The following is a 25,691-nucleotide window of genomic DNA, read 5'->3' as shown; positions in this document are numbered from 1 at the left end:
TAGGTGTTGTTTTATAGGTTTTACATTCGTGCCGAAAAGAAGGATTGCATTTTTTGAATATCACTAATGTACCCTGCAAGCCTCTTTTTAAAGGCCTTTGACGGCACAGTAAGTTGCCTGAGAGATTGACTGAGAATGGCGTTACATTGCTTCTGTAACAGCCTTATGTCCGCCAGATTGTTATATGATAGTTAACTTGTTTCCAATCATAAATGTTATCCGGTGGCATAGAGGGGAGCGACGTAATAAAATGTTGAAACCATGTAAAAGTTATTACAATTTCAATTTTTTGCGCCTGTCACAAATATAAAAACCGGAGAAACAACAATGTTACCAAAGAAAAAGCACCTCGCTGCTCTTATTACGCTAGCGTTGTCAGGCGCACAATTGCATGCGCAAGAAACAACAAGCGAACAAAGCGCTGTTCCTGATGACCAGTTGCTAGAAGTAATCGAAGTATCTGGCTTTAGAGGCTCATTGAATAAATCATTGATGGAAAAACGTACATCAGTGAACAGTAAAGAATCAATTGTCGCGCAGGATATAGGTAAGTTTCCGGATCTTAACATTGCAGAGTCTATTCAGCGTGTACCTGGAGTAGCGATTTCTCGAGAAGGTGGTGAGGGGCGTCAGATTACCCTTCGCGGCCTAAGCCCTTCATTCACACGTACTACACTTAATGGTATGGAAGTACCTGCAAGTACAGATGGTACTGATTCTGGTGGTGGTGTAAATGGCGGCCGCGGATTCGATTTTAATATTTTTGCTTCTGAATTGTTCAATCGTGTAGATATTCAAAAGTCTCCAACTGCGTCAATGGAAGAAGGTGGGATAGCAGGTACGGTTGATTTGTACTCTGCAAAGCCATTTGACTATGACGGTTTTAAATTTGTATCGTCGCTACAAGGTGGTTATAACAGCATTACCGAAGAAACCGACCCTCGTGCAGCTTTCATGGTAAGTAACCGCTTCGCAGATGACAAAGTTGGCGTATTATTTTCAGCGGCTTTCTCTGAGCGCACTGTAAGACAAGAAGGTTTTGGTACGGTTCGATGGACAACACCTGTTCGCGATGGTGGCGGCATTTATTCTGACACATCAAATACTGTTGTAACGGGCACACCGGATGTAGGTTCATGCCAAAGCGATGGGCAAGATGTTGACCCAATTAACTGTTTGTGGACACCCCGTTTGCCTCGTCCAGATTACTTTGGCAATGATCAAGAGCGCGTTGGTTTTACTGGATCAATTCAGTGGGCTGCAACGGATAACTTTACGCTGACGCTAGATGGTCTTGTATCTACGTTGGACAACACTCGTACAATGTACAACTTCTTCCATATGTTTAGAAGTACGTTCGACGAAATTACACCAACGGCTATTACCGTGCATCCAAATGGCAAGCAAGTTTTGGCAGGCTCTTTTGATGGCATTAAATCGCGTATTGAAAGTCGTCTTCAAGAATCATCTACAGACTTTAGTCAGTTTGTCCTTTCTGGTGAGTGGTTCCTACGAGATAACCTAAAACTAGATATGATGGCAGGTACAGCAGAGTCAGATGCCCGTTCTGAGCAGTATCGTTACAACATGACCTTACTGGAAGCGACATCATATAGCTTCGATTTCAGCGAAAACGAAAATGCGCCAGCGGTAAGCTATGGTTACGATGTTAATGACGCAAGCAACTACAATTTGAGCGATGGTCGTTTGCGCGCAACAGATGTTTTACGTGAAAACGATACTGTTAAGGTGGACGCGACTTTCTTAGGTGACGAAGTTACAATTAAAGCAGGTTTTGCGTATAACGATCGCGTAGTAACCTATAGCGAAGAGCAAATTAGCGGTTTCCCTGATCAAGACTCTGCTGTGGGTTTCGCTGAGTTGATGCCAGTTGATGATTTCGGCAGTGGTTTTGATGGCCCACTTGCGCCATTTTTAGTGGCTGACTTCCAAGCAATTAATGACCAATTACTTGATGTTAACTGGACACCGCGCTCAGCACAAAGCTGGCAAGTAGGCGAAGAAACTTCAGCGGTGTATTTTGAAATGGATACCAGTTATGAGCTAGCTGACATGTTACTGCGTGCAAACTATGGTGTTCGTTATGTCAAAACAACTACCACTTCAGAAGGCTTCATTCAAGGTGAAACTGTACAGATAGAAAACGACTACAGCAATTTCTTGCCTGCCGTTAACTTGGCGCTTGAAGCGACAGATGACGTAGTTGTGCGTTTGGGTGTTACACAGTCTATGACACGTCCAAGCTTAAACTCGTTGAACCCAGGTAACCCAAGCTTTGACTACATCAATGGTTCAGTAAGTGTAGGTAACCCATTCTTAGACCCGTTTACATCAAACAACGTCGACTTTGGTGTTGAATGGTACTTTGATGAAGAAGCACTACTTGCGGCTACCGGTTTTTTACAAAGATATTGATAACTGGATTGTTCGCGCATCTGAAGAGCGATTGGTAGACAGTGCGTATTACTCTTTTATCGACAATGATTCTCAGTTCGACCCAGTAATCGCATTAGATCCACGCACAATTCCTTATGAGCATAGCAGCCCGATAAACGCTGAAGAACGCAGCATCAGCGGTTACGAGCTTATCTATCAACAACCGCTAAGCTTCTTGCCTGGCTTGTTTGAAAACATGGGTATTGTATCGAACTACACACATGTAAATGCAGACGATATTGAAGGTATGAGTGAAACGTCATATAACTTCACTGTTTATTACGAGACAGACGTGTACGGTGCCCGTGTTTCTGTAAACAAGCGTGACGATTATCTAACTGACTTTACAGGCAGTAACGGAAACCTAGAACACGGTACTACCGGTCCTACGCAAGTTGACTTCTCTTCATTCTACAATGTTAACGACGAACTAACATTGACCTTTGAAGTGATTAACTTAACGGACGAGTACGAGCGTTTGTTTACTACGGGTGACGGTACATTGAATTTAATGCGCGAATATAACCACACAGGTAGACAATTCTTCCTAGGTGCGCGTTACAACATGTAATCAGCAAGGTTTCCCTTGCACAGAGTGCGTATTCGTTAATGTTAGACCTACGCTTTAATGATGCGCGCTCATGTAAAAACTTGTGTTCCGTGAAAACGGGTGTGTTTGGCCATCATTTTTGATGGCCTTTTTTATGTTCTTTTAATCCCAAATACGTTGCACTGTCACTTTTAACGTTGCACTTCCATTTGTAAAATGAACGCTCGGTTCTAAAAATTGGCTTTTGGGTTATGACTTTTTCTGGTTACTGTGGTTAGATCTAGGGTTTATTTACATCCACTATACAGAGATAAAATGCCGTTTCACAATTACCTCAAACGTTTTTCACTAGCACTAATAAGTTGTTTATTAGTGGGCTGTATAAACTTACCAAAGCACGAACAAGTGATAGAGGAAGAGGGATTTTTTGCGCGCATCAATGCCCCATCAAATACAGAAAAACAAAAATTTTAGTTAACGCTGAAAAAAGCGCGTTTGTTTATCTGCCCCGAGAGACCAGTGTTGAGTTTGTTATTCAGGACGAAAAAGGGAAACACGACGTTACCATTAACAGTAACGGAACGTCGCTCATTTACGATTACTATTTAAATGGAAAGTTACAGCAGTTTGATGATGACAAAATGCATTGGTTTGAGCCTTATGTGTCTAAGCTGGCTGAACGTATTGATTCGAATATGGTCGCTTTTGGAGGCGACGTAGAAAAAGCGGTGAGAGTTGATGCTTTAATTAAGCGTGAAATGCAGGAAAGGAATATTCCCGGGCTACAACTCGCCATTGTTAAAAATAATAAACTTGTGAAGCTTTCAAGTTACGGTTACTCCGATGTTGAAGAAAGCAAATTAGTGAACAACAATACATTCTTTCCCATAAACTCGATGACCAAAGCGTTTACGGGGACGTTAATTGTTCAATTAGCTTCTATGGAAAAGCTGAAGTTGACTGACCCCATTGGAATGCATCTGGATAACCTTCCAGTGCACTGGCAACCACTGACTATTCAACAAGTTTTATCTCATACTTCGGGTTTACCCAGTATTTTGACAGGCAATCTTCTAGAACTAGTGGGTAATGGTTCCGATACTGACGCGTGGAAAACTGTACAAGCGTTACCGTTGCAATTTTCAGCAGGCAGTGAGTTCAGGTATAACCAGACAGGATATGTAATACTGGGCAAAATAATTGAAAAATACTTTGCACAAAGCTTTTCTTCGGTTATGCGACGTATGCTGGCAGACAATGGGTTACAAGGCACAGCTAATCAAAGTTTTGCGAAACAAAATGTTGATGCAGCTACTGGGTTAAACTTTGCCAAGCAGTACGTATACACCAAAAACACACATCAGCCGTTACATTTAGATTTTCCTCCTATTTTGTGGCCAGCGGCCGGTATGGCGTCATCTGCACAAGAGCTTGCGCACTATGTTATTGCACTGCAAAGCGAAGCGTTTTTTGAGTCCTCATATTTACACTCTTTATGGCAGCCTTATTTACTAAATGATGGAAGTACAAAGGGGTTTAATGATTATGAAAATGGCTATGCAGCGGGCTGGCAAGTGATTGCAAGAGACTCCTTTGCAGCGGTGAGTGCAAGTGGGGGCAATGCTGTTTCACTGGTAACTTATCCAGAAGAAGATCTAACCATTATTGTATTAACTAATTTATTGGGCGGTCTTCCTATCGAGTTTATTGATAGCATTGCGTATTCAAGTTACTTAAACAAGCCTGAAGCTGATGAATACCGTGTTGTTCACGATGCTAAAAGGCTAAGAGATATTCCGGTGAAAATAAGCTTTCCTGTGGATACTTCGGTGTGTTCTCTTAAAAATAAATGTCCTGTTGCATTTTTGAGTTCGGGCTATGGTGTTGCTTACGATAAGTATTCTTTTATCTCAGATTCTTTGAATGATGCAGGGTATCTTGTTGTCGCTATTCAGCATGAATTAGAGGGTGATCCTTCACTCGCACGCACGGGTAATCTTTTTACACAGCGAAGTGAAAACTGGAAGCGAGGCGCTGAAACCTTAAAGTTCATTCGAGAAACGTTACAGTCTGAATTTTCAAGCTACGACTTCAATAAGTTGGCCTTAGTTGGCCATTCAAACGGCGGAGATATTTCAAGTTGGTTAGCAAGTGAAGAAGATGGTTTTATCGAAATATTGATAACCTTAGATCACAGAAGAGTTCCTTTGCCGCGATCAAATCCTCCTTTGACTCTGTCTATTCGTGGGAGTGACTATCCAGCTGATGTTGGCGTGTTATACACCGAAAAAGAAAAATCTGTGTTTGATGCGTGCATTGTGCAGGTCCCAGACGCTAAGCACAATGATATGACAGACTTTGGTCCTGACTGGCTTAAAGCGTCTATGGCTACTATTTTGTCAGATTTCATTTCTGGTCATTGTTATGGTGTAGACGGTCAGATGTAGATGCAGTAAAAAAGCAACAAACCGATTCCTGTTGCGTCTTCGGCCCGTGCCACGCTTACATGCTTAGAGGCGACACTGGGCTTTCGTCGATAGGTTAGTTAATAGTTTTATATTTATTGATGATTTTTATTACCTTGCTGTTATCCGAAATGCAGCCCAGTAAGCCCATAGTGCTCTAGCAATTGTCTTAGCTCATAATCTTTTTCATTTAAGCGCTCAGACAGCACAACAAGCTCAATCAATAGGGCTTCAACATCTTCCTGCAAAATTTTGTTGTCGTTTAACAATTGTCGGCGCTCTTTTCGGCTCGTGGTATCTGAAATAATAGCTGCTTCGTTGTCCTCAATTTGTTGCTTCAATTCCTCGATAGCGTTTTCAATGTCATGAAGTGCTTGCTCGATGTCATAGACGGCTTGCTTAGCCATAAATACCTGTTCCCCTTGTTTGAAGGCATTAGCAAACTGTGGATAGGATTCTGTGGTGCAACCTAGGGGAAATTGATGTCCATCAGCGGCCATACGCAAAGCTCTGTCTGGTACACAAAAGCTATCTGTCCCTTTGTTGTGCCCTAAATTGTATTGGTCGAAATTGGGGGTGACACCGTGTTCGGCGCATGCTTTTCGATGATTGGCGAGGTAATTTAAGGCATAGCCTTTTGAACCGTCTTCAAACCCTATGGTGTACCAATCAGCAGTTAAACACTCTTCCTTGTCGAGGGTGGCGCAAGACGATAGCACCATCATACAAAGCGTCAAAACCAACACTGTAGTCGTAATTCTCATAAACAATCTCCATTTATTTTGTGCACAGATTACTTCACTGGTTTTGTTTGTACAACGCAATATGTTACTGAATGTGTTTGCCTTTGCGGTAAAGCTTTCGAGTATTGTAAGAGGAACTCATTCAATAAATTTGAAAGGCGGTTTGGATTGTTTTCTACTGTATTGCTATATCAGTAGGTGATTGGTTGTTCTAATAACCACCTCATTGATAAAAAGGTGTAGAAGCTCACGAGAGCACGCTAGAGCGGATGTGGGGCAATGTACACGCCCAAAGCCGCATACCGACTTAAAGTGACGGTATGTGGCTTTCAAATGCGTCAGATGAAATAATTGCGCCGGGGTAGGTAATTACTGTGGCTGCCACTTTCGCGCCATAGCTGGCACTTTCAACAGGTTTTTTGTCGGCTAATCTTGCCGCAAGGTAGCCACCGTTAAATGCATCACCTGCCGCTGTGGTGTCTACAACATTGGTGACGCGTTCAACAGGCACAATGCACTGCTCATTTTCTCGCAAAATATGCACGCCAATAGCACCATTTTTCATCACGATTTCGCCAATGTGTTTATCGGCTAAATAGTCAAAAATTTCGTCTGCATTGGTATGGCTAAATAATGTAAGGTGATCGTCTGCACCAGGAAAGGCCAGATCAGAAACCGCATAACCTTTGCTTGTCCAATATTGGGCTTCTTCTTTGTTCTTCCAAAGGCGAGGACGATAGTTTGGATCGAAAGCGATTTGGCACCCTTTGGCCTTTAAATCTTCAATAAGTAAAAAGAGTTTCTCTCGTTGTTCATCGTCTAAGATGGCAACGGAAATCCCACTAAAGTAAAACCAATCACATTGAAAATCCGTGCTGCTCATCAGGTTTAATGTTTGTGTGGCGGCAGATTGAGCGCGCCAGTAAGCAAAAGTACGCTCACCCTGATTGTCATTGCGTATCATGTACAATCCAAGGTTCTGCGTAGTAGAACGAAATACAAAGTCAGTATTTATTTCGTGCTCGCCCATTTTAAACAGTAGTTCATCACTTAGGAAATCGGCACCAATGGCAGTGAGGTAGCTTACCGAAGACTCAGGCAAACAACGTTTGAAATACACTGCTGTATTATAGGTATCTCCGGCGAAGCTCTTTGCCATGGAATCGTCATCTTGTGCACGAAGCTCTACCATGCACTCACCAAATATTACTATTCGCTTCATGCGGCAACCTCATCAAACAGACTGAGTGATTGTTTGCAAGCACGCGTTACCGCTGTCCAATCTTTTTGCGCAATAGCCTTAGCAGGGACCATCCAAGTACCACCTACGGCATTGACATTTGCCAGTGCGAGATAGTCGTTGGCATTATCACCATTGATGCCACCAGTAGGGCAAAACGTTACATCGCTAAAAACGCTAGAAATAGCTTTAAGAAATGGTGTGCCACCGCTTAAATGTGCGGGAAAGAACTTCATTTCTCGAATGCCTTTTTGATACGCCATCAATATATCTGAGGGGCTAGCTACACCGGGTAAAAAAGGTGCGCCAGAGGCGATGAGCGAGTCTAATAATTCGTTCGAACTTGTAGGTGTTATAAGAAATTGCGCATCGGCATCGAGCGCCTCGAAAACGTGGTTTCTATTGAGCAATGTGCCCATACCAACCACCAGTTCAGGAAACTGCTGTCTAATGGCTTTTAATGCATCGAAAGCGGCATCGCTACGTTTAACTACTTCAATATTGCACAAACCACTGTTGGCAATTGCTTCTGCAAGATGAAGCCCTTCATTAACAGACTTCGGTTGAATGATAGGGAGAAGTGGGGCACCTTTTAACATAGAGAATGTGCTTTGCATTATTCTGCTCCTTGCAACAAATCAAACAGGTTAAGCTGGTTTTGTACCTGTGGGTCGTGGCGAACTTGGTCTTGAATTACGATGAGTTTTGCTACTTTGTCCAACACTTTGGCTTTAAAACTTTCTGTAACAGAGAGCTCGGCAAAAATAGTATCGAGGGACAGTAGCTTTTTAGTTAATTCTAAGGGGTTGAAATTGACGAGTGCCGCGGCACTGCGTAACGACTGGTCGAGCGGGTCGACAATACTCTCGTTTAATTTCGCTTTGTTGTTTACAAATAAGCACCACGCAGCAACAGCGGCGCAAAGCAAGTCGATACTGCGCTTGTCTTTGATATTGTCGCGAATGGTATCAAGTAGCCTGAACGGGATCTTTTGCGAGCCGTCCCAGGCAATTTGCGACAGCAGGTGTCGAATGTGCTTGTTTTCGTAGCGTGTAACGATGTCTTGTGCATATTGGGTTAAATCAAAAGACGTAGAATCACCTAGCGAAGGTACAATTTCATCAGCTAACAAGGTTTCAATTAAGTGTTTTATTGAAGGTGTACTGATACCTTCAAATACAGTCTCTTTACCTAATAGAAGTCCCACATAGGCAAGGGTAGTGTGTGTACCATTAAGTATGCGCAATTTGGCTTTTTCAAAAAAGCTTACGTCATTGGTAAAGGTTACACCTACTTTTTCCCATTGTGGCCTGTCACTTGAAAAGTTATCTTCAATTACCCATTGGGTAAAAGATTCACGCTGAATAGGCCAGTTATCAACAAGACCTAGTGACTGGGCAACATCGGCTTTAAAGTTGTCTTCAGTTGCTGGGGTTATACTGTCGACCATAGTACAGGGAAAAGCGATATTGTCGGTGATCCACTGTCCAAGTGACGTATCAGTTTTGGTGGCAAATTCAGTAACGGCTTTTTGAAGCTTTTTACCGTTGTCTGAGACGTTATCACAGCTAATGATAGTGATATCGGCATAACCTGCTTGTTTGCGCAGCTTTAGTGCCTGTACCAGTAAACCTACAGCACTTACCGGTGTGTCTTGGTTTACAAGATCTGCCTGAATATCTGGATGGTCAGTGTCTAAATGACCTTGGGCATTTAGACAATAACCCTTTTCTGTCACGGTTAACGTCACAATTTTGGTTTGGCGGTTAACTAACGCAGCTACAATCTCGTCTCGGTCATGGGCAAGGGTAGATAGCGACTTAATGGCCCCAATAATGTGGTTTTCAGGTTCATTGTCAACAATACAAAGGGCATAGAGGTTATCCTGTGCTTGCAATGCTTCTTTTAACGAAGCACTGCGCATAGAGACACCGTGTATGCGCCAATCGCCGCCAAAGGCTAGGGCTTTTTCAGTGTAGAACGCTTGATGAGCACGATGAAACGCGCCTGGCCCAATGTGAACAATACCACATTCAGTGTTTTCTAAGTCGTACTGTGGCGTACTGACAGAACTATCAAGTGATGACAGCGTTGAAATTGATAACTGCTTATTCATGATTAACCCAACTTATAAGCTTGCTTCGCAAAATCGTACGTTAGTTTTCTTGCAATACTGGCGGCTTCTGTTTCGCTTATGCGATGCTCTACCACCAATTGTGCGAGGAAACGACAGTCGATTCGCCGTGCTACGTCGTGACGAGCCGGAATAGACAAGAACGCGCGAGTATCATCGTTAAAACCAACAGTATTGAAGAAGCCTGCGGTTTCCGTCACTTGATGTCTGAAACGCAACATGCCTTCTGGGCTGTCGTGGAACCACCAAGCGGGACCAAGCTTCAAGCAAGGGTAGTGACCAGCAAGCGGTGCAAGCTCTCGGCTATACGTAGTCTCATCAAGGGTAAACAAAATGATATTCAAGTTAGCTTCATTGCCGTATTTGCCAAGTAACGGGCGCAATGCTCTAACATAATCAGTTTGCATTGGAATATCGTGGCCTTTATCACGGCCAAACTGCGTGAACAATTGGCTATTGTGATTTCTAAAAGAGCCAGGATGTATTTGCATCACCATGCCATCTTCTACACTCATGCCGGCAAGTTCGGTTAGCATTTGTGCACGAAACAGCTCTTGCTCTTCTGCAGTGCTGTTTCCACTGCGTACTTTGTCAAATAACGCAATACATTCACTTTCACTTAAATCAGCTGTGTTTGCTGTTGGGTGACCGTGATCGGTTGCTGTTGCGCCGTGCTCTCTAAATACGGCGCGACGTGCGCGAATAGCGTTCAAATAGCCTTGCCATGTAGCGGTATCTTCACCGGTGATTTCACCGAGTTTGGCAATGTTGCGCACGATATCTTCGCGCGAGGCATCTACTACATCGTCTGGACGGAACGTAGTAATAACGCGCTTGCTCCACTGTGTATCTTTAATTGCTGAATGATGGGGAAGGGCATCAAGAGCACCTTCAGTGGTAGCGATAAGCTCAATATTAAACCTGTCCATCAGTGCGCGAGGCTTAAAGTCTTCGCCTTGAAGTTGTGCTGTGATGTGGTCGTAATACTCTGTAGCGTTTGAAGAACACAACATATCGCGTAAACCAAATACATCATGGAATACGGTGTCTAACCACAAACGTGACGGCGTAGCTGCAAAAAGGTGATAATTATCAGCAAGTAGTTGCCATATTTTTCTTGGATCTTTTTCTGTTTCGCCGCCATCCCAGCGCGGTACGCCGATATCGGTTAATTTGATGCCTTGGCTGTATAGCATTCTGAAAACGTAGTGATCAGGTGTGATAAACAGCTCTGTTGCATTGGTAAAGTTATTGTTCTCAGCAAACCAACGAGGGTCAGTGTGGCCATGCGGACTAATAATTGGGAGATGGCGAATTTCCTTGTACAGCGCGCGAGCAACACTTCGGGTTGCCTCATCAGCAGGAAAAAGTCTATCTTCGTGTAATAAAATCGATTCCATAAGGCTCTCTTTTAGAGGGTGACGCCACGTTTCCAAATAGCAATCTCATGGCTGCCATTTTTCTCGTTGCAGGTTTGTTGACCAGATGCTACTGCAATACACAGCTGTAGTAGCGCTTCGGCACACTTATCGATAGACATGCCTTCCAGTATTTGACCGGCGTTGAAGTCTATCCAATGTGGCTTCTTATTAGCGATATCTGAATTAGACGATATCTTTACTGTGGGTACAGGAAAACCGAGGGGCGTGCCCCGGCCTGTGGTGAATAAAACAATATGTGCGCCTGATGCTGCAAGGGCGGTTGAACTTACCGCGTCATTGCCAGGTGCTTGTAATAAGCTCAACCCTTTTTCAGCCTTAGGCTCGCCATATTGCAAGATAGACTGAATAATAGAAGTACCGCCTTTTTGGACTGCGCCAAGTGACTTCTCTTCAAGGGTGGTAAGTCCTCCTGCCTTGTTACCAGGCGAAGGGTTCTCGTAAATTGGCTGGTTGTGCGCAATGAAATAGTCTTTAAACTCGTTTATCAATGACTCAAAACTGTTGAATACATCTTTGTTTTTAGCGCGATTCATTAGAAGTTGTTCGGCACCAAACATTTCTGGGGTCTCAGTAAGAATAACGGAACCCCCTAAACTACACATAAGGTCGGTTACACGACCTACAGTGGGGTTTGCAGTAATACCGCTAAAAGCATCACTGCCGCCGCATTTCATGCCCAATACAAGTTCGTTGGCATTAATCGGTTCACGCTTGTCCTCTGCCATTTCTTTTAACAATTCGTAGACAGCACTAACACCTTCTTCTAACTCGTCTGTGACTTCCTGTGCGTTGTAGTAGCGAACACGGGCTTCTGGTTTGTCAACTTGAGGTAGCAGAGAGGCGAGTTGGTTGTTTTCACAGCCTAACCCTACTATTAAAACGGCACCTGCATTGGGGTGCGATGCGAGAGACGCTAAAATCGTGCGAGTGTCATCTAAATCGTCACCAAGTTGTGAACAACCAAACGGGTGGGTAAAGGCGTGAAAGCCATCACACTCATTGGCAAAACGTCGGCTACATTCATTGGCGATACGCTCAGCAGTGCGATTCACACATCCTACGGTATTGATTATCCACACTTCATTTCTAATACCCACTTTACCGTTTTCTCTGCGGTAACCCATAAATTCAAGGGGGCGGGGCGCTACCGTCGTTGAAGAAGACTGCGGTGAGTAATGGTATTGCTCACCGCCTTTTAGCGCCGTTTTCACATTATGGCTGTGTACATGATCACCTACATTAATATCGGCGGTGGCAACGCCAATAGGAAAACCATATTTGGTAATAGGCTCGCCGACTTTAACTGACGACAATGCGACTTTGTGACCAGCAGGTATCGCGTGATTGACAGTAATGTTAAACAATGAAGAGAAGGTATTTGGCTCAATAGCACACGTAGCAACAGCAACGTTGTCATTACCATGTACCTTAACTAGTTGTGTTTTAACATCCATTACCGTTCTCACTGTTGTCTGAATAATTCACCGTACATTTAAAGACTGGTCTATGTGGTTTTTATCTTTATTTACGCGAATTTTACAAAATGTTTAATTTTGACATTATTTATGCCACCGGTGGCATAATAGGGCCAAATACAGTCTTAATCAATACTTGTATAGAAAAAACTATAATTTTTTAATGGAATCTCTAATGATTAAATGAGGTTTAACCAAGTAGGTTTCGGTTTCACTCACTTCACTGCCTTCAATATGTGCAATGATCTTACGTGCTGCGATAGCAGCCATGTCGCCCACAGGGCGCTGCACCGTGGTTAGGGCAGGGATAACACGTGCTGCTAACAAGTTGTCATCAAAACCTGCAACTGACAAGTCATCTGGTACTGTAATACCCATTTCGTGCGCCACTTTTAACACTCCCGCCGCCATTTCATCGTTGTTGGCAAAAATAGCTCTTACTCTTGGTGATTGAATAAGCAATTGTCTGGCGCACTCAATACCGCTTTCGAAGGTATTCTTACCTTCAATAATACGATTGTTGGGCACATCTACGTTCAGCCCGTTTAAGGTTTCAATAAAGCCCTCAAGACGTTCTTGTGATGAATAATACTGTTGTGGTCCGCAAATAATACCGATGTCTTTGTGACCGAGTGAGACCATGTAACGGGCTAAATCGCTAAGGGCTGCCCGGTCGTCACTAACCACAATGTTTTGGTGATCATCTAAATCTAATGATGCCATGCGAACATAGTTTATTTCTTTTTCTTGAAGTGCATCGGCAAGGTGTTTCGATTCAGACACAGGAGGAAGAATGATGACACCATCAATGTTTGAACGTCGAACGAAGTTAATACAATCTTCGACAAATTCTTCTGCTTGGTAGCGACAAGGGTGAACAACAAGCTCGTAGCCCTTTTGCGAGCATATACTTAGCACACCTCGCTGAACTTGATCGATATACAATGCATCCGGGTTGTCATAAATTAGCCCGATTAAGTAAGAGCGGCTAGTACTAAGACCTCTTGCTTGTTTGTCAGGCGCAAACCCCGTTTCTTGAATAACGGCTTCAATGCGTTCACGGGTTGCTTTACCTACATTGGTCGCTCCGTTTATTACGCGTGATACGGTTCGTTTTGATACGCCAGCAAGGGCTGCAACATCATTTATCGTCGGGCGCTTGTTCATAATCTTCTGTTTTTCTGCGCTATTTTATTATTTTTTGATACTACCACACTATTTGAGCCTAGAGCGTGTTTATCGACTGTAATTACGATGGATAAACAATAAACACGCCAAAGTTCTATACCAAAAGTTCTTATAAAGCGTTTTCATAAATGAAGTCCTTAACCAAGACTTCAAACAAACAAGAACTCTCAAAAAAACGACCTACTAGAAACCTAATGCTCGTGGTAGCGCTTCACTAAACCATGATACATAAGTGACCAACATCAATACCACAAACATGGCAATGTAAAGTGGGATCAACGGTCTGATGATATTTTCCAATTTCGTCTTCGCGATGGCACATGTGATAAACAGTACTGCACCTACCGGCGGAGAACAAAGGCCAATAGACAAATTCAATACCAGCATAATACCGAATTGCAATTCGCTCATGCCAAGTTCTAACGCCACAGGTAAAAATATAGGGGTGAAAATAAGTACCGCAGGCGTCATGTCAAGGAATGCACCTACCACAATAAGTAACAGGTTAATAAGAAGCAGTATCAACAAAGGATTGTCGCTTACTGTCAGTAATGCGTTACTAAGTGTTTGTGGAATGTGTTCGAAAGACAACAACCAAGACATTGCAGTGGACGCCGCAATAAGCAGCATTACAATGGCCGTTGTTTCCGCTGACTTGAGCAAAATGTCCGGTAACTCTTTAACGTTAACTTCTTTGTAAAACACTACGGCAAGTAGTAGCGCGTAAACAACAGCAATTGCACCCGCTTCTGTGGCAGTGAAAACGCCACCCACAATACCGCCAATGACCAGAAATATCAGGAATAACGAGGGCACCGCCGCAATGGTTTTTTGCACAACGACTTTCAATGGAAGGCGAGCAGATAAAGGGTAGCCTTTTATTTTTGCATACACAAAACACACCAGCATCAGCGCTAGACCAACCATTATCCCTGGAATGTAACCGGCCATAAACAGCGCGGCAATAGAAACACCACCACTGGCAATGGCATAAACAATCAGAATATTACTTGGCGGTATCAACATACCTGTGGTTGAAGCAGCCGCGGTTACAGCAGCACTGAAGTTTGGCTCGTAACCTGCTTTTTTCATTTCAGGTAGCATAAAACTACCAATGGCCGACGTGGTTGCAACAGCTGAACCGGAAATGGCGCCAAATAACATACATGACACCACGTTTACTAATGCTAGGCCGCCGGGTAGGGCCCCAATTAACGCCATGGCACACTCAATCAGCCGTTTGGCTATACCGCCTCTGCCCATAATTAAGCCAGATAGCACGAAAAAAGGGATAGCAAGTAATGCAAAGCTATTCAGTCCACCCGCCATACGTTGTGCAATGGTGACGGTGGCAGGCACAATGTCCATGCTCATTACCATAGCAATCAGTGTGGCAACACCAATGCTAATTGAGATTGGCACATTGATAAGTAGAAGTACGAAGAACGCAACAACCAGAATAATACCTGTTAATTCCATTATGCTGCCTCCTCATCACTGTGGCGCCAAAGGGTGACAATATTAACCAATGCGTAGGCAATAATTAGGGTGCCAGATATGGGCAATACACTGTAAATAAAGCCCATTTTTATACCCAATGCAGCCGAAATCTGTTCTAGCTCTAAGGTTAAAAGCACCAGTTCTGACCCGCCAAATAGCATTACGAGCACGCAAAAAACAATAACGATAACTTCTACCAGTGTTAGCAGTACCCGTTTAACAGCAGCAGACTGGCGCTCGACCACTAAGTTAAAACCCAAGTGTGCGTTTTGACGATAGGCATAGGCTGCGCCTAATATACCAATCCAAATCAGGATGAAGCGCGAAAGTTCTTCGGTAACAGATGCAGGATCTTTTAGTACATACCGTGAAACGACTTGCCAAATAACGGTAAGCAGAATACTGACCATAGCGAAAATTAGCGTACCGGCTAAGGCCTTATCAATTGTGCGAATTATAGTCATTGTTACATCGCTTTTATTTGAGTGATCAAATCGCCAATTGGCGAGTTTTCAAAACTTTTGTGAAAGGGTTTAACAGCCTCGACAAAAGCGCTCTTATCAGGGGTAATTACTGTTACACCTTCTGCTTTCACTTTGGCAAGCGACTCTTCAGTGGACGTTTGCCACAACGCTCTTTGATAGGTAACAGAATCTGCCATCGCTCGAGTAAGCCATTCTTGCTGTTGCGCCGTTAAACTGTTCCAAACGGGCAAAGAGGCCAGCATGACATCTGGAACACTTGTGTGTTCATCTAAGCTGTAGTAGCGAGCAATTTCATAGTGGCGAGATAAATAATAGCTAGGTGGGTTATTCTCTGCGCCATCTACCACACCTTGTTGCAGTGCTGTGTACAACTCGCCCCAAGAGACTGGTGTTGCCGCTCCACCAAGCGCTCTTACCGTAGCAACTGCCGTTGGGCTATTGAGTACACGAATTTTAAGCCCTTTTAAGTCATCAGGGTGATTGATGGGTTTGTCATTCGTGTAAAAACTGCGACTACCTGCATCGTAATAGCCAAGCCCTTTCAAGCGAAAGTCTTCAACCCCCGAAAGTAACTTACTGCCAAGCTCACTATTTAAAACACGCCAAAAATGCTCATTATCACGGAAGATGTAGGGAATACTGAAAACCTTCATTTCAGGTGCGAAGCCTTCCAGCGGACTTGCCGACACTTTGGTCATCGCCAAAGATCCAATTTGAAGCAATTCGACCATTTCCCGTTCGGTACCAAGTTGGCTACTTGGGTAAATCACCACTTTCATGGTGCCGTTAGAGTAATGCGCTAGGCGCTCACCCAAGTACTCCATTGCTTTATGAACAGAATGCTGAGTATCTAAGGTATGTCCCAATCTCAATACCGTCACGTCAGCCTGTTTATCATGCCCAGAACACGCAGATAAAACGAAGAGTATGGAGATGGTTAAAGTAAGCGTTAATAGCCTTAACATTATCAAAGATGCCCTATATTAACGTAGCTGAGAAGGGGGGAATTTATCCATGTCGTCATAGTCGAGGTTTTCACCTGCCATTCCCCAAATGAACGCATAACTGCCAGTGCCGACACCACAGTGAATTGACCAAGGTGGTGAAACCACGGCTTGTTCATTGGCAACGAATAGATGACGTGTCTCGTGGGGTTCACCCATGAAGTGACATACACGGCTTTCTTCATTCATGTCGAAGTAAAAATAAACTTCGTTGCGTCTATCGTGTTGATGCGCGGGCATGGTATTCCATACCGATCCTGTGTGTAGACGGGTTAAGCCCATTTGAAGTTGACATGTATCAACCACGGTATTGATAAGTAATTGCTTGATATCCCGTTGATTAGACGTTTCCTGACTGCCCAAATGAAGGACGTTGGCGTCCGCACTACCTACTTTTTTGCAGGGATATGCGTGATGTGCTGGCGCTGAATTAAGGTAATATTTCGCTGGGTTGGCGGGGTCGTCAGAAGCGAAAATCACTTCTTCATTGCCTTTACCGATATACAGCGCTTCTTCATTGGCCAATGCGTATTGCGTACCAGAAACAGTAATGGTTCCTGAGCCGCCAACGTTAATAACACCGACTTCTCTGCGAGCGGTGAAATAGGGCATTTTTAACTGATCTTCTATGGTTTCTAATGTCAAAGGCGAGTCAGTAGGTACTGCACTGCCTAACATAAATCGTTCATAGTGGGTGTATATCCATACCACTTTTCCCGGTGCCATCAATGTTTCAACTAAGAAGGCATCCCTTAATTCTTGTGTGTTATAGGCATTTGCTTCTTTGCGGCCTATGGCATAACGCGTATCAATTTTGTCACTCATAATAAAATTCCTGCTTTGTGCGTTATCGTGCTAAAAAGCCGCCATCAACGGCGAGAATGTGGCCGTTCACATAGTTACTTGCTTCACTGGCCAAGAATACTGCTGCACCACTTAAGTCATCACTCTCGCCCCAGCGATTAGCAGGAATACGAGCACAAATCTCAGCACTTCGCTTTTCATCGCTTTGAAGTGCTTGTGTGTTGTCAGTGCGAATATAACCAGGTGCAATCGCGTTTACCTGTACGTTGTGTTGTCCCCACTCATTGGCCAGTGCTTTAGTAAGCCCCGCAATTGCGTGTTTACTTGCGGTGTAAGCCGGCACCGTAATGCCTCCTGAGTAACTTAACATCGACGCAATATTTATGATTTTTCCGTGTCCCTTTTCAATCATCTGCTTACCGATAATTTGGCTTAGCAAGAAAGCAGAGTCGATGTTAACACTCAGTACATTTTTCCATTCTTCAAATGGGTAATCGGTAGCGGGCGCTCTAAAAATAGTACCGCCATTATTTAGCAAAATGTCTATGCCGCCATTAACCCCTAAAGCTTCAGTAGCAAGTGCTGTAACGGCATTTGGGTCTGACAAATCTGCATGTAATGCAGCGCCTTCGCCACCTGAGGTGTTAATTTTGTTAAGCGTTTCGTCGCAACCGCCAGCCTTTGAACTAGCGCAAATTACGAATGCACCTGATTGTGCAAGAGCGACTGCAAGTGCTTGACCAATCCCACGGCTGGCACCTGTAACGAGTGCTGTTTTACCTTTAAGGCTGAAATTCACCATGTGCGTTACCTTTATCTGAAGACCTTAATTTGAAGAAAGCCTGTCGAGTTTTATCGACATCCTAAATTGAAAAATTACGTTAACAAAATTTAAAATAATTGCCACCGGTGGCATTTGTCAATATATTGTTTAAAAATATCGTTAATTAGTTTAATAGGTAAATCGCAGCGGAGGAAGATTAATATGTTTAAAATTAACAGGATAGGTGTGTTTTTGGTGCCTTTGCTGGCCAGTTGTGGTCAAGCTACTGTAAACGAGAGTTTGTCGCTGGAGGTTGAAAATTCATCAGTTGGCGGTGAAGGTAAACAGGTCATTGAAATTCAGGTACCAGAAAAATATTCAGGCTGGAAATTGAAGAACAATGTGTCTGAATGGATAACTAAAGATACAGGGGAAAAAGTACTTCTGGGTGCCGTTGCTATTTCTCCTGGTACTACTGCGCAATTAACACTGGTTCCGCCATCTGAGTCGGTAGTTAGTGAAAGTGGCGACCGCGCTCATGCTGAACTTTCTGTTAGAATCGGTGGAGAGTGGGAAGGGAAGGCTTATAAAGCCGATGGATTTTCTTTCGAAGAAGTGGCGTCATTCATTTCTCCAGAGCAACTTACCGACCATTCTTATTACCTGCGTTACGAGGGGCCAGGTTGGGAATCAGATAGAATGGGGTATAGATTATACCTCGATTGGCGCAATGCAATTGATGTATTTGTAAAAAACGGTGACGATGTGGTGTTGCCGCAGGCAGGTCAAGACGGCTATGACAGTTATCACACGTTGTCAGAGTGGGGCGGTGATGCGTTGAAAGTTGGTAAGTCATTGGGTGTCGGTGCACTTGGAAGGAATACAGATAATGGCGTTCTACACTTTCAACATGTTGCGAGCACACAATATAAATTGGTTTCAAATACAGATTTACGTGCTGAGTTTGACGTTGAGTATACCGGTTGGGCACTTGATGAAAACGGAGCTGGCGCGATAGACGTTTCTACTCGATATCGTATTGATGCGTTTGACCCCACAACACACATTAGTGTTTCACTCTCTAAACCAACGGATGATTTAGTAACAGGCCTTGTTGCGCATGAAGGTATGTCAGTAATTAATACCACGCAAGGTGATTGGGGAGTTATTGCTACATGGGGTGAGCAAAGTATTCTGGCTGAAGGCGATAAGTTAGGTTTGGCTGTGTTTTATCGCGTTGATCAAGTTTCTGAAGTCGCTAAAGCAGCGCACGATCACCTAGTAACCTTTAAACCTGCAACCAATATTAACTACAAAATATTGGCCCTATGGCCTCGTCGCGATGAGCATATTACATCTGCCGCTGACTTTGAAAACTATTTAGTCAATAAGCTTAAAACATTCAGTCACCCAGTGAGTGTTGAGTAAAACGCAAATTAATAACGCTGTTAACTGATATTTTCATGGAAACGAGCGTTGCTCATTACTGAAGCAAACTTTTCGTGTGGGCGTGTTGAACCCTTGTTGAGGGAGTGTTTTTCCCTTTGGTTCGGCACGCTTTTATTCATGGTAATATCGGGCTGGCAGATGAAGATAATACCCTCATCTTCGAAACACTTGTTAATTATTCCGGCTTCCGCATAGCGCTTTAACAGCGCTTTGTTAGGGTAATGTCCCCACTTGTGATAAAAGCGTTTTGTGTTCATAACCATATTGAAAAAATGAACTTGCTTGTTACCAGCAACTGGCGAAATGGCGGTTATCGTGAAAATAGGCAGAGAGACGAAGCTAAGGCCAGACTGGTAGCACTTTGCAATGAAGTCCTCAATAATTAATTCGACACCGGTGAACGCTTCATCGAATCCTCTTGTTTTTTCAAAGTCTGCTTTAGAAATAAAAAACACTGCAAAACGATGGCGATGGTCATTAGGCTTTCCATAGTAAATATCCTTAATTTCATTGAAAACTGGTTCTGCACCAACCTTTAACTTAGGTGCGTGTGCTGTGCTTACACCTGTGGTTATCAGCGATAGATGAGTGCGTAATGTCGCTGCTTCGTCGCCTACATTGATGTGAGAATTAATGTCGTGAGTATAAGCAACATTGTGGTTTAGAAGTGCGTCTTGACCGTATTGGAACAAATCAGTGGGGAACACGCTATTGACGTCAATATAAGCAATATCAGTGTGTGTAGTGGCATTGATGCCTCTGTTTAACGCTTTTGCTACAGCAAGCTCGTCATTGGCGATAAATTTATGGACAATATTAAAATGCTTACTTTTCAGCAGTGACAGAGCATTGGGAGAAATTAGCCAAACAACAACAAGTTCTTCAGGCAATACTGAGCATTGCTCTAGTTGTTTAACCAATTGAGACAACTTGTCTTTATCACTTCGTATTAGTGTAACGGTGCTAATTGCTTTGCGCATACGCTGTCTCCATTGCTTACGCGTTTACCTATGTTTAAAAGTGTTCAATAGTTAGTGAAACCTATTAAGCAATGAGTGTTCCGTTATTTAACGTTATGTATTAAATAGGTTTTTCTCATTTTAATGGCGCTCGTACGCGAGCGAGTGTGAAGAAACAAGACAGCGATGCGAAAAATTTACATGGGAAATGTGAACATAGGATAGTAGATACGCTTTAACGTGCAGTCACAAAAGATTAGTAGACGCTTGTGGTTATTCAATTTCACTGTCCATTCACAGACTTACATTATGTATTTGCTTTTATGTGTATGGTTATTTTGTTATTCTCGACCATGTCGATATCGCTGATACGTTGTAATTTTCAGTGTGTTTCTGACTTCTTCTTACACAAAGAAATGACGCGCTATAAACCTGTTTTCCAAGTGGGATTTAATCGCACTTAAGCAATGAATTGTAATTAGTGTAGTGCACAAACTAGAGGTGGTATGCGCGCAATGAACGAACAAGTAGTTGTTCTTCGTCAATATGATAAGGCAACAATAAAACACCTAGATGTTATATCTGGGATATCTCCCGACGCCATGCGTCGAGTTTTCGGGGGATGGATTTTGTTTGCGGCTATTGTGGGTGTTATCGTCAGCGTTGCGCCTGATTTGAGCACAGAATTCATCGGAATAACACTTTTGGTTCTTGTTGCTTTTACTTTTGTTATGTTTGGACAAAGCCGTATTACGGAAGGTTGGCCATCCATTATCATAGACGACGGATACATCGGGGTAGTGAATGATCCTGTTAAGCGGGAATTTGTTTGTGTTAAGGCTACGTTGGTTACCAATGCCATACCTTCTATTATTAAACCGAATAAACAAGCGGTGGAAATTCAGATTGATCAAGGCGCTCTTTCAGCTGTTGATATTGAACAGCTTAAACAAGCAGTATGGCCCAGAGAAGATAAACTGATTGGATTATCGCACTTTAAGTCTCGTGAAAAAATTTGCGACGATATTATGCAGTATGTTAAACGCATCGCAGTCACCAACGCTCGCTAAAGCCTTCGCTAAAACTCGGTAAAATCTGCTCATTGTACGCAATTATTTCAAATGTATCTCGCGTTACTTTCTCTGCTTAAGTGTAAAATTATTTATTTTTCAATAGGTTATAAAATTGGCAAGGTTGTAGCTTGGTACTTGTTGAAGTTATTTGAGTTTCAACAAAGGAGAACTGTTATGAAACGTTCAATACTTTCTATGATTATTGCTACAACACTAACTGCTACATCATTGACTTCACTGGCTGTCGCAGGTGAAACCAAAAACGACAATCAATGGCAAGAAGGAGCGAAAGATGCCTGGATTGATGGCAAAGCTGAAGCGACCTTATTGTTCAATGGTAACCTTGATTCTTTTGATATCAACACCGACGTTAAGAACGGTAATGTACTATTAACGGGTAAAGTAGATAGTACAGTTGATAAGAAATTAGCTGAGGAGCTTGTTGCAAATATTGATGGTGTGAATTCGGTTGATAACCAATTGACGGTTATCGAAAAAGAGGAATCGAACGATAAAGTTGCCTCGACCATTGATAAAGGTAAAAGCGAATTGACCGATGCTAAAATAGCAACCGTGATCAAGACACGCTTACTTTTAGATAGCGACATTTCTGGCTTTGACATTGACGTAGACGTAGTTGATGGCAATGTTACGCTAACCGGTGAAGTAGATTCAGATGCTGAGCGCGACCTAGCAGTTGAGATTGCTAAGAATGCTTCAGATGTAAAAGACGTCGAAGAGAACCTTAAAGTCGTTGTCGAAACGGCTATGACAGAGTAATTTCACGATTAGTATGATTGGTCATTTTAGATAGTTTACTCGCTGAGAATGCAAAGACTAACTATTCAAATGATATGACTACGTACTAAAAAAGCCCCAGTAAACTCGGTTTACTGGGGCTTTTGTCTATTAGGATAGCTTAGTTTTCTTGTTTGGCGCTTACTCTACGTCAACAATTTTCAACGTATTGGTTGCACCCACTTTTTCCATTTCATCACCGTAAGTTAAGATGATGCTGTCACCACTTTTGACTAGCCCTTTTTCTTTTAACGATGCAATAACGTCGTATTTCAAGCGGCCTGGTTCACTGTTAGATGAGTCGAAGAAAACTGGCTTAACACCACGACAAAGCGCCATCGTATTTAGCGTAGACTCGTGACGTGACATGGCAATTATTGGCAATGATGTTGTAATGCGAGACATAAGCGTTGGCGTGCTGCCGCTTTCTGTCAAACCGACAATGGCCTTTACACTTGGTAAGTGGTTAGCGGCATAAACAGCTGATAGGGCAATAGATTCACTTGTTGAAGAGAATTGTTCGTCCATGCGGTGCTTTGAAAGCTTAACACTTGGATGGGTTTCCGCACCTTCACAAACCCGAGCCATTGCTGCAACGGTTTCAATAGGGTAGTTACCTGCAGCAGTTTCAGCCGACAACATTACCGCGTCAGTACCGTCTAGTACCGCATTGGCTACGTCCATAACCTCTGCACGAGTAGGCATCGGGCTGTCAATCATCGACTCCATCATTTGCGTTGCTGTGATCACCACTTTGTTTAACTGACGAGAGCGAGAAATTAACTTTTTCTGCACACCCACAAGCTCTGCATCACCAATTTCAACACCAAGGTCGCCACGGGCAACCATTACCGCATCTGACGCTTTGATGATGTCGTCCATCGCTTCATCACTTGCTACAGTCTCTGCGCGTTCAACTTTGGCACAAATTTTTGCATAGCATCCAGCTGCTTCAGCAAGCTCTCGTGCGTAGTTCAGGTCTGCGCCACTGCGCGGGAAAGATACCGCAAGGTAGTCAACGCCAATTTTAGCCGCCGTCTTAATGTCTTCTTTATCTTTCTCAGTTAAGGCATCAGCAGACAGGCCACCACCTTGGCGGTTAATTCCTTTGTTGTTGGAAAGTTTGCCACCAACGGTTACTTCGGTAATAACTTTACGCCCTTCAACACCGGTCACTTTAAGCTGAATACGGCCATCGTCTAGAAGCAAAATGTCGCCAGCAGATACATCGTCAGGTAAGGCTTTATAATCAATCCCCACTTGCTCGGCGTTGCCTTCATCTCTACCTAGCTCTGCGTCAAGAACAAAGGTTGCACCCACTGCTAGTTGAACAGCACCTTCTGCAAAACGGGCTACGCGAATTTTAGGGCCTTGAAGATCGCCCAAAATGGCGACATATTTTCCAAGATTTTGCGCTGCCTGGCGAACGCGCTTCGCTCGTTCAATATGATCCTCAGCCTGACCGTGAGAGAAATTCATTCGCACAGTGTTTGCACCTGCCGCGATTAACGCTTGAATTTTTTCTAGGGTGTCTGTTGAAGGACCAAGTGTGGCAAGAATTTTTGTTCTTCTAGTCATGAGATTCCGTCGCTGTTTCTAAGTTAGAAATGACAAAGAGTGATTGGTATCGAGTGATCCCCGCTACCTGTAATCGCTTTACGTAATTTTATTACAGAATAGTAGTTTAATTTGACAAAAATGTGAATGAAAGAAAGAAAAACTGCCAACTGGCTCGACCAGTTGCGGTGTTTTTTTGAATTCTGAACAAAATTTACAACGCAAAAGCAAAGAGCAAATCTTATTCTTATTCTTCACTCACATTTTTAATTCACGTATTTAATTCACGTAGTGTAGAAATAAAAAGACGCTGTTAAGTAGGGTAGGACGCCATTAACGATATAGCAAATTGACCGAATAAACCGGTGTGTTACTGCACATCGTCAATGGCTTTTTGAGCAGTGCCAAAGTACACTTTGCGAATGGCACATTTTGGGGCGTATTGAGGACTAATTTACCGCTTGATTAAATTATTAGTCGTTTCGCTTCTCAAAGCGCGAGCCGCGCAATGTGTCTTTAACCCGCTTTAAATTCTCTCTAAACTTATTGCCTCGGCGCAGCGTAAAGCCTGTTGCAAGTACATCAATCAAGGTTAACTGCGCAATACGAGATGCCATCGGCATGTACATGTCGGTATCTTCTGGTACTTCAAGTGATAATACATAGCTACATTCTTGAGCCAGTGGACTATCTGCAGAAGTAATGCCTACCACGGTTGCATCGTTCATACGTGCAATTTGGGCAATTTCAACTAAGCTTTTTGTTCGTCCGGTATGACTTATCAAAACAACAACATCGCCGTCTGAACAGTTCATACAACTCATGCGTTGCATGAGGATGTCTTCAAAATAGACAACCGGCACATTAAAGCGAAAAAATTTGTTAAGCGCGTCATGAGCAACAGATGCCGAAGCGCCAAGGCCGAAGAAAGAAATCTTTTGTGCTTGTGTAAGCAGGTCTACAACGCGATTTACCACATTCACGTCAACAGATTGTCTTGCTACTTCTAAAGACGCCATGGTCGATTCAAAAATTTTGTTGGTGTATTCGTCAGGGCTATCGTTCTCATCCACATGACGATTTACATATGGCGTACCGTTAGCAAGGCTTTGAGCCAAATGTAATTTGAAATCAGGGAAACCCTTTGTATCAAGACGCCGGCAGAAGCGGTTAACCGTTGGTTCGCTCACATCCGACATTTTAGCAAGGGTTGCTATACTCGAATGAATAGCTGTTTGCGGGTTAGCAAGTATAACCTCGGCTACCTTTTTCTCGGATTTACTGAATGCAGCTTTATTTTGAGTGATTTTTTCTAAAATGTTCATACAGACTATAGCAATTTAATGGTGCATGGATTTGTAAAGTACAAGCGTAATAGTACCCATTGTGACGTCAGTGACAAGAAAAATGTAATTTTTTGACATTTTTTATTGATTAAATCGGGTTAAATCAGGGTAAACTGAGGGAAACAGCAAAGTTTCAGATCCGGTAGTTGGTTGAAGTTGTAATTTTACTACATTTGGTGTTAACTATGCGGTAATTAATGTCGATAGTATTGTAAACAACCATGCAATACATCGCACACACTCATTTAAAAGGTCGACG

19 protein-coding genes and 1 pseudogene are annotated in these 25,691 nt (G+C 43.1%); 5 read left to right on the top strand and 15 right to left on the bottom strand.

All coding sequences use genetic code 11. The annotated features are described in order from the left end of the window. The first annotated feature begins 327 nt into the window (after positions 1–327). Both EYR97_RS06450 and EYR97_RS06445 read left to right on the top strand, forming a co-directional pair. Positions 328–3,028, top strand: a pseudogene (locus EYR97_RS06450) (TonB-dependent receptor). A gap of 341 nt (positions 3,029–3,369) precedes the next feature. Further along, entirely contained in the window at positions 3,370–5,454 is a 2,085-nt protein-coding gene (locus EYR97_RS06445; RefSeq protein ID WP_131092984.1) for a serine hydrolase, read from the top strand. Positions 5,455–5,594: 140 nt separating this feature from the next. Here the strand turns inward: EYR97_RS06445 and EYR97_RS06440 are convergent, their stop codons facing one another. From EYR97_RS06440 to kduD, 12 genes are all read right to left on the bottom strand, one after another. Beyond that, the gene (locus EYR97_RS06440; protein ID WP_131092983.1) at positions 5,595–6,236 is read right to left on the bottom strand and encodes a DUF2799 domain-containing protein; all 642 of its coding nucleotides are present in this window, start codon (positions 6,234–6,236) and stop codon (positions 5,595–5,597) included. Between the two features lie 286 nt (positions 6,237–6,522). Further along, a complete protein-coding gene (locus EYR97_RS06435; protein WP_131092982.1) occupies positions 6,523–7,437 on the bottom strand; it encodes a sugar kinase in 915 nt (304 codons plus the stop codon). Then, positions 7,434–8,072, bottom strand: a complete 639-nt coding sequence (eda, locus tag EYR97_RS06430) for a bifunctional 4-hydroxy-2-oxoglutarate aldolase/2-dehydro-3-deoxy-phosphogluconate aldolase (RefSeq protein ID WP_131092981.1) — start codon at positions 8,070–8,072, stop codon at positions 7,434–7,436. Before eda ends, EYR97_RS06435 begins: the two co-directional genes overlap by 4 nt. Beyond that, positions 8,072–9,571 (bottom strand): mannitol dehydrogenase family protein, encoded by a 1,500-nt coding sequence (locus EYR97_RS06425; protein ID WP_131092980.1) that lies wholly within the window; start codon positions 9,569–9,571, stop codon positions 8,072–8,074. The genes eda and EYR97_RS06425 overlap by 1 nt, the downstream gene beginning before the upstream one ends. A gap of 2 nt (positions 9,572–9,573) precedes the next feature. Beyond that, on the bottom strand, positions 9,574–10,989 hold the full coding sequence (uxaC, locus tag EYR97_RS06420; protein WP_131092979.1) for a glucuronate isomerase: 1,416 nt from the start codon (positions 10,987–10,989) through the stop codon (positions 9,574–9,576). Positions 10,990–11,000: 11 nt separating this feature from the next. After that, on the bottom strand, positions 11,001–12,485 hold the full coding sequence (locus tag EYR97_RS06415) for a UxaA family hydrolase (RefSeq protein ID WP_131092978.1): 1,485 nt from the start codon (positions 12,483–12,485) through the stop codon (positions 11,001–11,003). Positions 12,486–12,656: 171 nt separating this feature from the next. After that, positions 12,657–13,673 (bottom strand): LacI family DNA-binding transcriptional regulator, encoded by a 1,017-nt coding sequence (locus tag EYR97_RS06410; protein WP_131092977.1) that lies wholly within the window; start codon positions 13,671–13,673, stop codon positions 12,657–12,659. 204 nt (positions 13,674–13,877) lie between these two features. Next, on the bottom strand, positions 13,878–15,173 hold the full coding sequence (locus EYR97_RS06405; protein WP_131092976.1) for a TRAP transporter large permease: 1,296 nt from the start codon (positions 15,171–15,173) through the stop codon (positions 13,878–13,880). Then, positions 15,173–15,658: a TRAP transporter small permease gene (locus tag EYR97_RS06400; protein WP_131092975.1), complete on the bottom strand. Its 486-nt coding sequence runs from the start codon at positions 15,656–15,658 to the stop codon at positions 15,173–15,175. Before EYR97_RS06400 ends, EYR97_RS06405 begins: the two co-directional genes overlap by 1 nt. A gap of 2 nt (positions 15,659–15,660) precedes the next feature. Next, a complete protein-coding gene (locus EYR97_RS06395) occupies positions 15,661–16,644 on the bottom strand; it encodes a TRAP transporter substrate-binding protein (RefSeq protein ID WP_131092974.1) in 984 nt (327 codons plus the stop codon). Between the two features lie 18 nt (positions 16,645–16,662). Beyond that, positions 16,663–17,508, bottom strand: a complete 846-nt coding sequence (gene kduI / locus EYR97_RS06390; protein WP_131092973.1) for a 5-dehydro-4-deoxy-D-glucuronate isomerase — start codon at positions 17,506–17,508, stop codon at positions 16,663–16,665. 22 nt (positions 17,509–17,530) lie between these two features. Continuing rightward, positions 17,531–18,289, bottom strand: coding sequence for a 2-dehydro-3-deoxy-D-gluconate 5-dehydrogenase KduD (gene kduD / locus EYR97_RS06385; protein ID WP_131092972.1), 759 nt, complete (start codon positions 18,287–18,289; stop codon positions 17,531–17,533). A 183-nt stretch (positions 18,290–18,472) separates the two neighbouring features. Here kduD and EYR97_RS06380 point away from each other — a divergent pair, with 183 nt between their 5' ends. Further along, entirely contained in the window at positions 18,473–19,678 is a 1,206-nt protein-coding gene (locus tag EYR97_RS06380) for a DUF4861 family protein (RefSeq protein WP_131092971.1), read from the top strand. 20 nt (positions 19,679–19,698) lie between these two features. Here EYR97_RS06380 and EYR97_RS06375 read toward each other — a convergent pair whose 3' ends face one another. After that, positions 19,699–20,679 carry a hypothetical protein gene (locus EYR97_RS06375; RefSeq protein WP_131092970.1) on the bottom strand — a complete coding sequence of 327 codons (981 nt, stop codon included), beginning with the start codon at positions 20,677–20,679 and terminating at the stop codon, positions 19,699–19,701. Positions 20,680–21,164: 485 nt separating this feature from the next. On the opposite strand from EYR97_RS06375, the gene EYR97_RS06370 reads away from it, so the two are divergent. Both EYR97_RS06370 and EYR97_RS06365 read left to right on the top strand, forming a co-directional pair. Beyond that, complete coding sequence (locus EYR97_RS06370; protein ID WP_242634926.1) at positions 21,165–21,728, top strand: hypothetical protein; 564 nt, start codon at positions 21,165–21,167, stop codon at positions 21,726–21,728. 177 nt (positions 21,729–21,905) lie between these two features. Beyond that, entirely contained in the window at positions 21,906–22,511 is a 606-nt protein-coding gene (locus tag EYR97_RS06365) for a BON domain-containing protein (RefSeq protein WP_131092968.1), read from the top strand. 159 nt (positions 22,512–22,670) lie between these two features. Here the strand turns inward: EYR97_RS06365 and pyk are convergent, their stop codons facing one another. Together pyk and EYR97_RS06355 are read right to left on the bottom strand one after the other, a co-directional pair. Beyond that, on the bottom strand, positions 22,671–24,107 hold the full coding sequence (pyk, locus tag EYR97_RS06360; RefSeq protein WP_131092967.1) for a pyruvate kinase: 1,437 nt from the start codon (positions 24,105–24,107) through the stop codon (positions 22,671–22,673). Positions 24,108–24,559: 452 nt separating this feature from the next. Continuing rightward, complete coding sequence (locus EYR97_RS06355; RefSeq protein WP_015067458.1) at positions 24,560–25,411, bottom strand: MurR/RpiR family transcriptional regulator; 852 nt, start codon at positions 25,409–25,411, stop codon at positions 24,560–24,562. Positions 25,412–25,691 lie beyond the last annotated feature (280 nt).

It is taken from the genome of Alteromonas sp. KUL42, assembly GCF_006538325.1.
In the GTDB taxonomy this organism is placed as follows: Bacteria; Pseudomonadota; Gammaproteobacteria; order Enterobacterales; family Alteromonadaceae; genus Alteromonas.
The sequence above is the reverse complement of the archived record's forward strand: the minus strand, read 5'-3'. Positions and strand labels throughout refer to the sequence as shown.